The organism is Pseudomonas sp. MF6776 (genome assembly GCF_016613125.1).
GTDB lineage: Bacteria > Pseudomonadota > Gammaproteobacteria > Pseudomonadales > Pseudomonadaceae > Aquipseudomonas > Aquipseudomonas iridis.
In genome coordinates this window covers 13,243-27,038 of record NZ_JAENSQ010000048.1, presented here as the reverse complement: position 1 = coordinate 27,038, position 13,796 = coordinate 13,243, and the positions used below count along the sequence as shown (strand labels likewise).

The 13,796-nt window shown below is 53.9% G+C and carries 12 protein-coding genes and 2 pseudogenes; 11 read left to right on the top strand and 3 right to left on the bottom strand.

Going from position 1 to position 13,796, the window contains the following annotated elements:
- From JJD74_RS28705 to JJD74_RS28690, 4 genes and pseudogenes are all read left to right on the top strand, one after another.
- A pseudogene (locus JJD74_RS28705) lies at positions 1 to 119 on the top strand (IS30 family transposase); the annotation flags it as partial.
- Between the two features lie 7 nt (positions 120 to 126).
- Positions 127 to 516: pseudogene (locus tag JJD74_RS28700) on the top strand (aldehyde dehydrogenase family protein); the annotation flags it as partial.
- A 278-nt stretch (positions 517 to 794) separates the two neighbouring features.
- Entirely contained in the window at positions 795 to 2,426 is a 1,632-nt protein-coding gene (locus JJD74_RS28695; RefSeq protein WP_200617665.1) for a BCCT family transporter, read from the top strand.
- A gap of 411 nt (positions 2,427 to 2,837) precedes the next feature.
- Positions 2,838 to 3,062: a hypothetical protein gene (locus JJD74_RS28690; RefSeq protein ID WP_200617662.1), complete on the top strand. Its 225-nt coding sequence runs from the start codon at positions 2,838 to 2,840 to the stop codon at positions 3,060 to 3,062.
- A 16-nt stretch (positions 3,063 to 3,078) separates the two neighbouring features.
- Here JJD74_RS28690 and JJD74_RS28685 read toward each other — a convergent pair whose 3' ends face one another.
- Together JJD74_RS28685 and JJD74_RS28680 are read right to left on the bottom strand one after the other, a co-directional pair.
- Positions 3,079 to 3,531, bottom strand: a complete 453-nt coding sequence (locus tag JJD74_RS28685; protein ID WP_200617660.1) for a hypothetical protein — start codon at positions 3,529 to 3,531, stop codon at positions 3,079 to 3,081.
- A 53-nt stretch (positions 3,532 to 3,584) separates the two neighbouring features.
- The gene (locus JJD74_RS28680; RefSeq protein ID WP_234451907.1) at positions 3,585 to 4,748 is read right to left on the bottom strand and encodes a ParB/RepB/Spo0J family partition protein; all 1,164 of its coding nucleotides are present in this window, start codon (positions 4,746 to 4,748) and stop codon (positions 3,585 to 3,587) included.
- Here JJD74_RS28680 and JJD74_RS28675 point away from each other — a divergent pair.
- Positions 4,741 to 5,310: a hypothetical protein gene (locus tag JJD74_RS28675; protein WP_200617657.1), complete on the top strand. Its 570-nt coding sequence runs from the start codon at positions 4,741 to 4,743 to the stop codon at positions 5,308 to 5,310. The two genes, JJD74_RS28680 and JJD74_RS28675, sit on opposite strands and share 8 nt — an antisense overlap.
- Before the next feature lie 49 nt (positions 5,311 to 5,359).
- Here JJD74_RS28675 and JJD74_RS28670 read toward each other — a convergent pair whose 3' ends face one another.
- On the bottom strand, positions 5,360 to 5,671 hold the full coding sequence (locus JJD74_RS28670; RefSeq protein WP_200617654.1) for a hypothetical protein: 312 nt from the start codon (positions 5,669 to 5,671) through the stop codon (positions 5,360 to 5,362).
- Positions 5,672 to 6,031: 360 nt separating this feature from the next.
- Between JJD74_RS28670 and mobH the strand changes: the two genes are divergently transcribed.
- The 6 genes from mobH to traL all read left to right on the top strand — a co-directional run bounded on the left by mobH (position 6,032) and on the right by traL (position 13,794).
- Positions 6,032 to 9,610: a MobH family relaxase gene (mobH, locus tag JJD74_RS28665; protein ID WP_200617652.1), complete on the top strand. Its 3,579-nt coding sequence runs from the start codon at positions 6,032 to 6,034 to the stop codon at positions 9,608 to 9,610.
- A 5-nt stretch (positions 9,611 to 9,615) separates the two neighbouring features.
- A complete protein-coding gene (traD, locus tag JJD74_RS28660) occupies positions 9,616 to 11,487 on the top strand; it encodes a conjugative transfer system coupling protein TraD (RefSeq protein WP_200617642.1) in 1,872 nt (623 codons plus the stop codon).
- Between the two features lie 32 nt (positions 11,488 to 11,519).
- Positions 11,520 to 11,924: a hypothetical protein gene (locus JJD74_RS28655; protein WP_200617630.1), complete on the top strand. Its 405-nt coding sequence runs from the start codon at positions 11,520 to 11,522 to the stop codon at positions 11,922 to 11,924.
- 1 nt (position 11,925) lies between these two features.
- Complete coding sequence (locus JJD74_RS28650; protein WP_200617626.1) at positions 11,926 to 12,579, top strand: DUF4400 domain-containing protein; 654 nt, start codon at positions 11,926 to 11,928, stop codon at positions 12,577 to 12,579.
- A gap of 121 nt (positions 12,580 to 12,700) precedes the next feature.
- Positions 12,701 to 13,513 carry a DsbA family protein gene (locus JJD74_RS28645; RefSeq protein ID WP_200617624.1) on the top strand — a complete coding sequence of 271 codons (813 nt, stop codon included), beginning with the start codon at positions 12,701 to 12,703 and terminating at the stop codon, positions 13,511 to 13,513.
- Positions 13,513 to 13,794, top strand: a complete 282-nt coding sequence (traL, locus tag JJD74_RS28640) for a type IV conjugative transfer system protein TraL (RefSeq protein WP_050682337.1) — start codon at positions 13,513 to 13,515, stop codon at positions 13,792 to 13,794. The genes JJD74_RS28645 and traL overlap by 1 nt, the downstream gene beginning before the upstream one ends.
- The last annotated feature ends 2 nt before the right edge of the window (positions 13,795 to 13,796 follow it).

Sequence of the window (13,796 nt, the reverse complement as noted above, 5' to 3'; positions counted from 1 at the left end):
TGACCGTCGAAGCCGTCAATCGGACAGTAGCGAGGATCAATCTACGCCCGCGCAAGCGCTTGGGCTGGAAGACGCCGTACGAAGTGCATACAGGGGTGAGCGTTGCACTTATGTGTTGAATTCAGGGATCGTGTAACCCCGGAGATGGTCAGCTACAAGGAAGAAATCTTCGGCCCGGCACTGCAGGTGGTGCGCGTCGCCAGCATGAAAGACGCGATGGCGCTGATCGACAACCATGAGTACGGCAATGGCACCTGTATTTTCACCCGCGATGGTGAGGCTGCCCGGTACTTCTCCGACAACATCAAGGTTGGCATGGTCGGTATCAACGTACCGTTACCGGTACCGGTGGCCTATCACAGTTTCGGTGGCTGGAAGCGTTCACTGTTTGGGGACCTGCATGCCTACGGACCAGATGCCGTGCGCTTCTACACCCGTCGCAAAACCGTGACGCAGCGCTGGCCATCTTCGGGTGTGCGCGAGGGCGTCGAGTTCTCTATGCCAACCATGAAATGACAGGTCGCGGCGACCGGCCGGCGCTGCCTGGCTGCCGTCTGGTCGCTGAAACTCGCCTCATTCAGCGTTACCTGTGCGGCGTTAATTCGCTGCGGTAATCCAAATAACCGAGAGACGATAATGAACAAAAAACACAAGAAGTTCTCGCTCTGCTGCTCTTCCCAACACCTCCTGTCAAGCGGATGACCGATCGACCCTTTGGACTATTTCCGGAGTTGATCCGGCTTCCAGGCTTTCCATTTTCGTGGAAGGTATGCGCTTCTGAGGAGTCTTGAAAAATGAATAAGGTCCGTACTGGGGCTGCGCTCGATGGACGAGTGTTCTGGCCCTCACTGATTGTAATACTGGGCATCACCATCCCCCTACTTGCTTTCCCCAAGTCGGGCGAAGCGATCATCAACCAGATGTTCGCCTTCTCCACCGGGAGTTTCGGCTGGCTATACCTGGCGTCGGGATTGGCGGTTGTTACATTCCTGCTGTGGCTCGCCTTCGGACGTTACGGAAACATCCGTCTTGGCCGGGAGGGGGATGCTCCCGAGTTTTCCTACTTCAGTTGGGTGGCAATGATTTTCTGCGGCGGCATTGGTATTGCCATCGTCAACTGGGCCTGGGTCGAGCCGATCTACTATTTCAATAGCCCCCCCATGAATGTTGCGGCCCATAGCCGTGAGGCAGCCGAATGGGCGCTGACCTACGGACAGTTCCATTGGGGCCTGACGCCGTGGGCGTTTTACTGTCTACCAGCGTTGCCCATTGCCTACTCCATGTATGTGCGTCGGCAACCTGGGGTGCGCCTGTCGGTTGCCGCGCGTGGTGTCCTGGGGGACAAGGCAAATGGCTGGTTAGGGGTGTTATTGGATACCGTGGTAGTGTTCGGCATTGTCGGTGGCGTGGGGACGTCCCTTGGTCTGGCAGTGCCACTGGTGTCGACCCTTGCAAGTGATGTTTTTGGCGTTCAACCATCCTTCACATTTGACATGGTCATACTTGCCCTCTGGACCCTGATGTTCGGTATGAGTGTCTGGTTTGGCCTGAGCAAGGGCATCAAATTACTCAGCGATATCAACGTCTATCTGGCTCTGCTGTTGCTGGCGTTCGTCGCGGTCATTGGCCCGACGCTGATACTGCTCAACGGTTGGGCCAATAGCCTCGGATTGATGATCAACAACTTCGTCCACATGAGCCTCTGGACTGATCCCATTGCCAAAGGCTCGTTCCCACAAGACTGGACCATCTTCTACTGGGCCTGGTGGATAGCCTACGCACCGATGATGGGCTTGTTCGTGGCGCGGATTTCACGCGGCCGCACCATCAAGGAGTTGATCATTGCTGAGTTGGTCTGGGGCAGTTTGGGTTGTTGGGTATTCTTTGCCGTCTGGGGTGGCTACTCATTGAACCTGCAATTGTCGGGCGTGCTGGATATCAGTGCGATCCTGACCCAGCAAGGTATCCCCGCAGCCGTCCTTGCCATTCTAAAAACCATGCCGATGTCCAGCGTTGTCATCGCTGGGTTCGTGTTGCTGTGTTTCGTGTTTCTCGCGACTACGTTGGATTCGGCAGCTTACGTCCTGGCGTCTGTTACTTCTTACGAACTTAGCGGCTATGAAGAACCGCAACGTTGGTTGAGGATTGTATGGGCGCTGCTTCTGGCTGTGATTGGCATTGGCCTGATTAAGGTTGGGGGACTCAAGGCTGTGCAAACTTCTACCATCGTTGTGGCGCTTCCTTTGATTCCGGTGCTTGGAGTGCTTGCCTGGTCACTGATACGCATGATCAAAACGGATTTTGGTGATCAGTTGGAGCATGGAGAAGTGGTGTTTGCTGTTTCGCAGCATCCGGTTGCGAAGCTAGCAGAAGATGCGGCAAGGCCAGTCATGCTGGAGCCGATGCCTGTCCCATTGCGCGAGTGATTAAAACTGGCACGGTCAGAGGCTAGGTGTTGTGGATCGACTGGCCCTTTTGTTCGGGCTGGTCTCCGCTGCTTTTGCAGGAGTACTTATTGGAGCGGCTCTCACTCATCAAGATCCAGTCCTGGCTCAGAGTGGAAGGAGAGTGGGTGAATCGCCCCTAATTTCGTAGACACTCTAACCTGCCGCTATGGGTCGACTTGTACATTTCGTGACAGGCAGCTTTTGGCCGATTCTGTTGAAAAAATCGGTCATCCAAAGCTGCCTGATCATTGACCGGTGAAAACGCCTTTTTTACACGCTGCTACGTGAAATCTGCTTCTGGAAACCTCTGCTAAAAGTAAAGATTTCAATCTCGGACGCGTACTTTTCAACTGCGGAAACCATGGCCGACTTTTTCAACAGAATCGGCCGATGACTACCTTTCGCCAGCGGCAGCAATGGGCAGCTCTCTACCGATCATGTTTACTAAGCGTGCTGGTCAAAGCCGATGCAATCGGTGGTCTGATCGAATGCAATCGCCTGGTCACGTGCAATGCAAACGAGTGGTCAGTACCGATGCAATCAGGTGGTCAAGTGGAGTGCAATTTCGCAATGGTGGTGCTTTGGGAGCTGATGGGCATTTTTATAGCTCTATAAGCATGGTTTTTCGTGCTTATTTTGGCGCCGTGCCAGCAGGCACGATACTCGCAGGAGCGTCAGCCATTTTGAATTTGTAGGCGATGAATCGTCGACGCTCGCTGTCGCTCCAGTAGGTGAATTCACTCCCCTGATCTGGCACCACGAAAGTCTGCAAGATTTCCGTCAGGTATTTGGCCATGTCCAGCAACCATGTCGGCAGAGAGTGCTTATCAGGTCGGCCATCGTCCGAGACCAGAGCGTAGATGCGATGTTCCTTCACGCTGAATGCAATGCCGACGTTCACCCGGCCCATGACGACGGAAGCACAGGCCAGCTCGTAGCTTTCTGCGTCGTCACCCAGTTCAGTTGCCAGCAGACCTTGATACACGCAGAGTGCAGCCCGAGTCTGTTCATAAGCGTCAGCTATTGGGGTCTTGCCTTTACCCGAGTTCATCGGGGTATGCGAAATAGTAAAAGTGTTACTCATCGTCTTTTTCCCTTTGGGACTTTACATGCTGTGGGCGATTGGCTGGCTTCCTATCAACTAGCCAACCCGAGTACCTGCTGGTCGTTATCGCTGTCAGGTTTGCCAGCAGGCTCGTCCTGGCGATGCTTCGAAACTTCGCTTGAGATCGACATGAATCGCTCGTATTCCTCGATCGGGATCTGGACGGAAATGGTTCCATTGTTTGCATCGATAATCGCTGACTCGCGCATGAGCTTCGAGATCCCGGTCATGGTCGACGTCATGTTTGTAATCAGCTTTTTACCGATTCGTTTTGTCGGCGCTGAAATGTGCCGACTGGTAAGGCGAATCTCTGGCTCAGGAATCGGCGCGGGCTGCGCCTGATCGACTGCTTGGACTGGTGTGGCCAGAAGCTCATTCCCGGCAATGGCTGCCTTGGCCAACAGCTCAGCCTGCTCACGCTTGCGCGCCTCGTAGGCATCGAGAATGATTTGTTCGCTCGCGTCACCATATTTCCGCCATAGGTCAAGGGCGAGGAATGGCTTGATGACGCCCTTTTCAAGCAGAACCTGGATGGACTCCGGGAGAAGTAGCAGGCGCAGCGTTTCGCGCACGTGGGTATCGGTCATGCCAATATGTGACGCGATTTGCTCATCCGGCCAATTGAAGTTGCGTAGGCGTTGATAGCCATGCGCTCGCTGAATAATGCTGAGCTTGAGCTGCTCATTCGAGGTCAGAATCCGCACGCAGGCGAGCTGGTCATTACCCTTGAGCTCAATGACAGGCAAGCGCTTGATGGGAGCGCCACGAGAAGCGGCCAATCGGGCCGCACGGAGTCGGCAATGTCCGTCACGTACATAGCAATGACCGTCGACGACTTGGACTTCGATCGGCTGAAACTGCTCGCTTCGCTCCCAGGCGAGCGCCAACCGTTCGATGTGCTTTACGGTGTCTGGCCGCTCATAGTCACGAAGATTGAAACCTTCCTGTTCCTCGATGAGATCAAGGGCCAACCAAGTGAGATTGGTCTCCCCGACACTGCCGGTATTACCTGACGCGACAGCTACCTCGCAGAACGTGCTCAGGTCATTGGCTGGGGCCTGGTGGTGGGCACTGCCTTCTTGGTTTTCGTCGTACTGATTATGTTCCGTCATCGTCGTAATTCGCTTGTGCAGGTGTGAAGCGGCGGCATGGCGCTTAGAAAATGCCTCCGGTCCGAACACGAGAGCGATGTTCAACGAGTCCCGATCATGCGTTCAATTGCGACGGGTAATCATCGAAGTGCTTCTTCGGTTCTCGCTGACCACCTTACCGCTGACTGCGGCTATCCAAGGGGGGCATCCGACCCACCAATGGTGGCGAATAGGGCCTGTGCCGGACTTGATTTTTGGTACGGTCCCTGAATCACAACTGGTGAGGGGACTATTCATGGGCAGTGCAGAGCCGGCCGCGCAATTTGCAAAACGACTTCGTAAACGGATCTCGCTGAGATCGTTGCTCGCTGCTCATGAGGAAGTCTTTGGTAGCCAAGATAATCACGGGCAGGCCGAAAAAATGAGCAAGGCAGAAGCTACAAGCAGCATGAATAATATTGGATTGGACCTGCAGCTGAGAATGAATCGTTTGCACGCCCTTCCCGAAGGTTTGGAGGAGTCAGCGCACGGGAGCTTATGGGGAGTCCAGCTCAAATACCTTCTCATTGTTGAGTTGGTGTTTGGCTCGATGATCGGTGTGTTATTGGGGATGGCCACCTACGACACTCCCGTGTATTGGTGGATAGTTCATCTGCTTCTAGGCTAGAAACAGCCCGGTGCGGCCGGGCTTATGCTCTGGATTGCGGTTCCACGTTCTATTTGTAGGAAAGGCACTTCCCGCGGAGCGTCGCTGGAACGCCCTGTGGGCCTCCCAAGGCAACAATCTCCCACTCGCGCTCTGTCATTTCCATTCCTGCGCCTCGGCACAGCTTTCGATAGGCCCTTTCGTATTCCTCTTTGCTGGCATTGAGTGCAGTGGAGCGGGGGGCGGGTTGCTGATCGGGTGGTGCGAAGGTAAGTGCCTGGTCGATGGCCTTGTTCATCCCGTGATTGAGTGCGGTCACCACTACGCTGTTGCCAGTGCCCTGTCCGGAGCGTAACTGCGCGTAATTACCTTGAGTGGTCATTACATCATCCTCGCTGCCCATTACGTGTTCGTACGCTGGTTTCCGAAGCGCAGCGCCGCCGCGGCCATCATGACCCCAGCTGCTGTAAAACTCGTGTGCAACTCTCACTGGCACGTACGCCGTGGCGTCCTCAGTGATCTGGTCATAGGGATGTTTGTGGGTGCTTGTGCAGGCCGTAAGAAATACAGCAGCCGCGATAGTGAATGCCTTTGTCCGGACCATATTGCCCTCCCATAGTGTGTGAGTGGGATCATATGGATGTGCAAAGTGCAGGTGTGGTGAGTCCGACCCGCGAAGTGGTATGGATTCAGGCACCGCTAACCCGACATGTAGACAGAATGCGTGCATCAGGAGGACTGCATGCAATTACTTAGATTATTAAAGGGGCTCGTTACGCGTCCCCCAATAGATGCTGGGCGCGAAGGCAAGCGCAGTCTTACTATCAACCAGATTCAAGAGCTGGAGCTTGAAGACCCCGAGCTGCAGAAGTATTTGATGCGGGGCGACGAGGCCTCGCTCAAGTACCCACCTTTTTTGGTCGGCCTGCCTGCCAGAGTTCCTGGCAAATTTCTTCTGAATGCCCACGCGGCAAAGGTGCGCTCTATTGCCAGCGGTATTGGGCTCCCTCCCAGGGAGTTCAATCGTTTGATCCTGCCGGTACTCGACTCCTTCGCAAGCTTTGCGCACATGCTACCTGCATCACAGGCACACCATCACCGGGGGGCAGGCGGTTTACTGGCGCACTCCCTTGAAGTGGCGGTGCACGCGCTGAATGCGTGCCAGGTGACGAGTTTCGACCACGATCGGTACCCGGCCGAACGAATCAAAAGACGAGATCGATGGAACGCGGCGGCGGTGCTCGCTGCTCTTATGCATGACGTGGGCAAGCCGCTTTACGACCTGAGGGTGACCGATGCTTCAGCTGAAAAGATCTGGCAGCCGGTCGCCAACTCGATTCCGGAATGGGCGCAAGAGAATGGCGTAGAGCGCTACTTCTTCCACTGGAACCCAAATCGGCACGACGTCCATAAGCACCTGTCGACCACGATGATAGATAGGCTTCTGCCAAAAGAGTTGCGTTTGTGGCTCATGGAGGCGGGGCAGGATCTCTATTTCGCGATGGTGAATGCGATCGCCTGTGATGACGAGAAGAGCATTCTAACGGGGCTGGTCATCAAGGCGGACTCGACTTCAGTAGAGGCGGATCTCAGGAAGTGGGGCGGCGACGCATCTGGAAAATCAGCGCTGGGAATCGGCGTGCCCGTTTCGTCGCTCGTGGTCGATACGATGCGGCATCTGAAAAGCATCGGTGTCTGGAAGGTTAATGAAGTTGGCCACCGAGTGTGGGTTATCGGTGATGGAGTCTATGTTGCCTGGGTGCAGGGCGTTAAGGACATCACAGAGGAGTTGAATGAGAAAGGCGTCAAGGCGGTACCGCGTAGTGCGGATGCACTGGGAGAGGTGCTGCTAGATCACCATATCCTTGAAAGGTCGCCAGATGGATCGATCTACTGGTCTGTTTTTCCAGATCTGCTCAGTGATGGACGTCCCAAGCCGATTAAGTTGAAGTGCGTTAGGTTGGCGGCGTCCAACCTGCTCTTTCCCTTCGAGCCAGTACCACAATCCATTGCGGGTGTGGTGGGTGAAGGCGAGCACGAAACCAGATTTGAGGCTAACTCCAACACCGGAGCTGTTGCGTTGCCAGGAGGGGGCGTAGCACCGAAAACCAATGATCCACTGGCGGCTTTCCCTGCTCCTGGTGCAAGCAATCCGGCGTCCATGGAGCCGATGTTTTCCCTAGGTGGCGCTACTGTTGATGTCTTTGCTCCAAAACCTGCGGCGGAAATTTTCAGCGCCCCGACTTTGAGCGTGCCTGATTTCTCCGCTGCGCCTGGAGGGGCAGACCCCTTTGGCAATCCCGCGCCGAAGCCGGCCGTACCGGGTACTTCCACGACAGTAGCTCCGCAATTGGCCAGCCCACCGCCGAGCGCGTCTAACTCTCCATCAACACCGCAGTCATCACAACGGACAAAAGTGGCAAAGGCCACTCTGGAGAGGGTGGCCCCGGGTTCTGCGTCCGCTCCTCAGATCAAGATTGTTGGGGCCCCGTCTCAAGTAGCGACAACAGAGCAAGGTATTGTCGTAAGTGGGCAGCAGCAGGCAGTTGTAGAAGGGATCAAAATTGGTGGTCGGGATGCGCCCACTGCTAAGACGACAGCTGCTGGAAAGCAGAGCAAGGGAGGAAATACTTCCGCAGGCGGCGCGAAAGACGGACGGCAACCCAAAGCTGTCGAGTCAGAGTTTTCACTACCGGAGCTTGCTGATGATGCGCGATTGTTCCCGGGGCCTGCTGCAGATGAGTTTCCGTCGCCAAAAGTGCCAGCGACCATCTCGCCAGCTGTACCCGTGGCAGGGGGGAATCAAATTGGAAATGGCGGGCAGCCTGATGATTTAACGCGACGTAATGCTGAGTACGCCTATAACTATGCGGACATTGACGATGATGTGCTCGAGCTCGCAGGGATGGCGATCCCTGATCGGTCTTTGCGGGCTGCAGATGTAGAGCAGGATAAAAGGCCAAAACCGGCGGTGCAACTCGGTTCTGTAGGCAGTGACTCGGACTCTCCAGCCGAACAGTATCGCCCTCGAGCAAGCCCTCGATCGGCCGCGCCCACGCCCCAGATTAAAGCAGGTGGGAATGGGCGCGACGTCAAAATGGTCATTCCTCCAGAACTTGCGGGGATGGACGAGTTTGGATTTGGTGATTTGCCAACCGAAATATCTCTCGAGTTCCTGGGTGATCTGCCTGCAGGCTCCCCGATTTCAGTGAGCCTTCCAAAAGGCATGGAGCGCGTGCTTCATTCGCCAAGTTTCGATATGGCGGACTCGGCTCCGGCCCCGGTGCCTGATGAGCAAGAATTTCATTCGATGGCATCGGAGGCGCCGACTACACATTTCGAAGACACGGATTTGCTGGCCGAATTTGACCTCCCGGTAATGAGTTCAAGTGTGATGCTGCCGAGTGTGGACTTAGAACTCGACCTTGTACCGGACGCTGACTTCTTCCCATCGGCGCAGGCAATTCCTGATTGGATTGAGGAGTCTTTTCAGGATCTACACCCAGAGACTCAGGTGAGAATTGATCCGCCCGCGCCTACTCCTGCTCCTGCTCCTGCACAAGCCAGGCAGGGAGCGCTTAAGGCCAGAGCTGAACGGACGGTTCCACAGGGCGTTGCGCCGGGCATCAGTGTTTCAAAAAGTGCTGGTGAGCCATATCCGGAAATTAAGGTAGGGCAGCCAAGAAAGCCGCGCGAGCCGTTGCCAAGTTCCCCTGTCGAATGCCTCCCTCTGCCGGAAGAATCTTCTGCGATCACAGGGAGTTTCAACGGGTATGAGTGTTCGCCGAAGGAATCAGCCGAGTATGAAGAGTTTCTTGCGCTGACCCTGGAACTGTCTAAGTCATTGAGGTGGTACGCATCCAATATCGACAAGACCGTCTCCATGGTGAGCTACAAGCCAAATTTCGAGTTCGCCGGGGAGGGGTTTGTTATCGACGATCTGCCGAAGCTGCAGAAGGCGATGTGGCTCTGGGACGATTTCACCGGAACTATGACACGCAAAGCGCCCAAGAGCGTCATGCTGAACTGTTACCTGGGAGCCGTATTTGAATACCTCACAAAGGGGAAGTACCGCCACTCGCTAGCAGTTGCCAAGGATCAAGTTGAAGCGGAAAACTTTCGGCGTATTGCTACGGCGGCACTGGCGCTCTGCAAGGAATCGGAGCTGAACGGAAAGCGAGTTGTGAGCATTCAACCCAGAAAACTGAGTGATATTTCCAACGCCCTTCAAGTTGACGAACCGACCCTGAAGAGGGCGCTAATTGCTACTCATCAATACCTCTTAGTCAGGAACAATCACGTCATAGAAATTGTGGACTAATAGCGATGAGTGAGTGGGCGTATGAGATGCCATGGAGGCCCAACTTTGAGGCCTTCGAGGCGAGTGGTTGGGTGCTTGGCATGGCGGCTACGAGTGCTGTGCACTTACTCACCGACTTGCCCCCGCAACCATTCTATTTGTCATTGATTGTGATGGGGGGCTTCGCGCTGCGTCGCATCCCCACTGCCGTGCATCTCTATCGGGTGAAGCAGGGTCTGAAGGCAAAGCCGGCAGTACTGATGGGGCAGGACGAACTGATTGAGCAGATGCTCAAGAACAGGGGTAATTTGTTCCTGGGTACCGGATTCAAATGGACCCAGAGCGAGGGGCAGCAGGTATTTGAGCTGTTAAAGCGCGACATCACCAAGCTGATGCCGAAGATTCCCGATGGGTTCATGGGTTCTCCGTGGATTCATGGCATCTCAATGCAGCCCGATCGGCCAATCGAGATGAAGGAGGACCTGACCTCGCTCCATACCCTGATCGTGGGCACGACGGGCTCAGGGAAGACCCGGGAATTTGACATTTTGATCAGCCAGGCCGTACTCCGCGGAGAGGCTGTAATCATAATCGACCCCAAGGGCGATAAGGAGCTTGCCGAAAATGCCAAGCGTGCCTGCGAGCTTTCTGGGCGTCCTGAGCGGTTCAAATATTTCCATCCAGCCTTCCCAGAAAAGAGCGTCAGGATTTCGCCAACCAAAAATTTTGGTCGTGCAACCGAAGTTGCCTCGCGCATTGCTGCGCTGATGAAGTCAGAGGGTGGCGACCCGTTCCAGGCCTTCGCGCAGATGGCTTTGAACAACGTAATTCAGGCGTTGCTGTTGTGCGGCATGCTGCCGACCCTGGTCGAGTTGCGGCGTACGCTGGAGGGGGGCTTGGCGCCTTTGGTAATCCGTTCGATCAAAGCGTACGGAGAAAAAGTCCATCCGCACTTTGAAGCGCTGGCTCGTGCTGCCTTGAGCAAAGCCCAAACAGATGAGATGAGAGCGAAGGCACTTCTGGGGCTCTATCGAACGGAAATCGTGCCGCTGGCGCCAAGCTCGGATCTGGAAGGCCTGCTTTCGATGTTTGAGCATGACAAGGCCCACTTCGGCAAAATGATTGCATCGCTGCTCCCAGTGCTGAACATGCTAACAGCCGGGCATATGGGGCCGATTCTATCGCCGAACATGGATGATCCTGACGATGAGCGTGAAATCACTGACTCAGGCAAAGTTATCCAGGGGGCCGAAGTACTCTACATGGGGCTCGACTCTCTCTCCGATAGCATGGTTGGATCGTCCATTGGCTCAATCTTCCTAGCCGATCTGGCGGCTGTGGCGGGACAACGATACAACTTCGAAGATCCTGAGGAGCTCAAGCGTCGGCCGGTAAACATTTTTGTTGATGAAGCAGCTGAAACAGTAAATGACCAACTTGTTCAACTGCTGAACAAAGGTCGTGGTGCTGGCATGCGCTTGTATGTGGCCACACAAACTATTGCCGACTTTGAGGCCCGAATGGGCTCTCCAGCCAAGGCACGTCAAGTGTTGGGTAACACTAACCACGTTATTGCTCTGCGTATTACCGATCAGGAAACTCAGAAGTACATTGCAGAGATGATTCCTCCGACTTACTACAAGTACGTCATGCGTACCCAGGGCAATACCACCAAAGATGATCCGCATATGCATTCGATTAACGTGGGTGAGCGCCTAATGGATGAAGAGGGGGAGTTGTTCCCAGCTCAACTGTTAGGCCAGTTGCCGAATCTGGAGTTCCTGGCAATTCTGGCTGGAGGGAGAGTTGAGAAAGGAAAAATACCAGTTCTGACTCGTCCTAAAAATTATGAAAAAGCAGTTGAGCGTGCAAAGCTGCTAGTTAAAGAGGCTGCATAATCGTGCGATCCCGGTTTGAAGCTGTTACGCGAATGTTGCCAAAAGATGATAAGGCCAGAATGGTTTTGAACATTCTTGAAGCTGATTGGCCGACCGCAGTGGAGATTGTTCCTGCTGCTCTCGAATTGGCTGGGTTAGAGTCGACCACTCCTCAGTGCGTGGAGCTACTGAAAAATTGCTTGTCGTCATACCAGTCTTATTTAGGTAAGAACGACCGTGCGAGGTTGGTGTCTTTTCTTGATCCGTTTCTTACAGGCGTTACGGCAATGTTACTTCAGGACCCCACTCCTGAGGATTCAGTGCTGGAGATCAAGGGTTTGTTAGATGGCGTGATAAAGAATCATGGCAGTGCGGGGGCTCGCAACAAAATCGAAGAGATCCTGATGCCAGAAGGTTCTTCTATCGGTCGCGTTTGGCGGGATATCAAGGAAAACTGAAATGGCCGACGTCGAAGAAAAGATGCCCCAGGGTCTCTGGGCGACCCTGGTGTTTATCTGTATCGAAATACTTCTGATCGTGTGCATTGTTCCAAATGAATTTATCGATATGGCGATCCTTAAGGAGCAAGATTGGGGCGAGGTGTTGATGGGAAAAAATCAGCATGATGCTCTTATCAGTAAAACGAATCAGCTTTATAGCAAAATCAATCTGGAAACAGGTCTCAATGAAACGGTGCAAAACTTTTTTGTCCCGACAGCGGAGGAGCGAGAAAAATCCAAAGCATGGGAAGGCCTCGGCAGGGTGTGGTTTTCTTTTATTGGAAATCGCGGCGAAGCTCTGACAAAGGTGATGTATCACATCTACTACCGTTTTTTACTGCTATTGATGTGGCTGCCATATATGGCCGTCATTCTAGTGCCGTCAGTGCTGGGCGGCTACATGAGCTGGAACATCAAAAGATACACTTTTCGCCATACCTCGCCCTTCCTAAATACGTACAGCTCTAAAATCATCGCCTTCATCATTGCGAGTCTGTGCGTTAGCTTCATCGCGCCCGTCCCTATCCCGCCGATGATCATTCCGGTGGTGATCATCACACTGTTGCCTATCGCCTGCAGCTTGCTGATCGGAAACCTTCCAAAGCGTCTCTGATGCCCCTCCTAGAGGAACGCTCCGCTTTTGGGGCTTCCTCTTTTGACCCTTTCAGCGGGGCGGATTCACTCCAAAAGGCTCGACCTAGACCTCACCATGTGCTCAATGGTTGAGGTGTCTCATGAAAAAAGAATTTGTTGTTCCTCTCGCGATTTCGACTCTGTCCCTTTTGGTTGCCGTTGGCTCTGCTTTCTTGGCTGACAAGAGAGTTAGCCAGGCCGTCGACCTGTCAAACCAGGTGAATGAGCAGTTTGCCAAGGTAAAGCCTTGGGCATTCAAACGGGATGCCCTCGAGTCAGTTATTGATGAGAGCAGGATCTCGGCCGCGATTCGTGGAAAAGATTCTTCTGCGCCTGAAACTACGCGTGTGCGTGGGCCGCAACCGGCCAAGATCGATCGGCGCTATGGAGATCCAAAGGCTCAATTTACGCTTATTGAGTACTCAGATTTTGAGTGCACATTCTGCAAACAGTACTTTGCGGTTCCTAAAGCGCTCGCCGACGGATCGCGGGGGAATATCTCCGTCATTTTTAAACACGTTCCTATCCACGGTGATGCATCACGCCGCGAAGCATACGCAGCTGAGTGCGCTGCAGCGCAGGGTGGTAATGACGCGTTCTACCGGATGGCTGGCGCGATATTTAGTTCAACACCTGGTAATGGCACGGGCACGGAAAAGCCACTCAGTGTTATTGCTGAAAGTATTGGTCTTGATGGTGTTGAGCTAGCTAAGTGCATGGATAACGAAGACTTCTACGCCAAAATCAAATCTGATTTTCAGGAGGCGATTGACCTTGGGATTAACCAAACCCCAACAACGATCGTTCGTCACAACGTAACAGGTCAGCAGGTCAGGTTGGACGGCGCCGTTACACCTGAAGCCATCATGTCAAGCTTGTCTAAGATCGTTCAAAGTCCTGGAGCTAAGAACTAATGCAGCCCGTTCGCATTCCTCAATATGTCGATGATCCACCCCATCTACTCTTTTGGCAGGCTGATGAAGTTGCGCCAATTGGTATTGGACTTGTTTTTGGCATGTTCACTGGCTACGCAGCGATTTGTACTATTGGGGGGTTCTTGCTCACCCGGTGGTACAGGAAATACCGTGACGACCATCCTGATGGATTTATGGTGCATATGATTTATTGGTTCACCGGATTGACTGGTGCAAAGTCCAGAACCATTCCGAATCCATTTATCCGTGAATTCCATTGAGG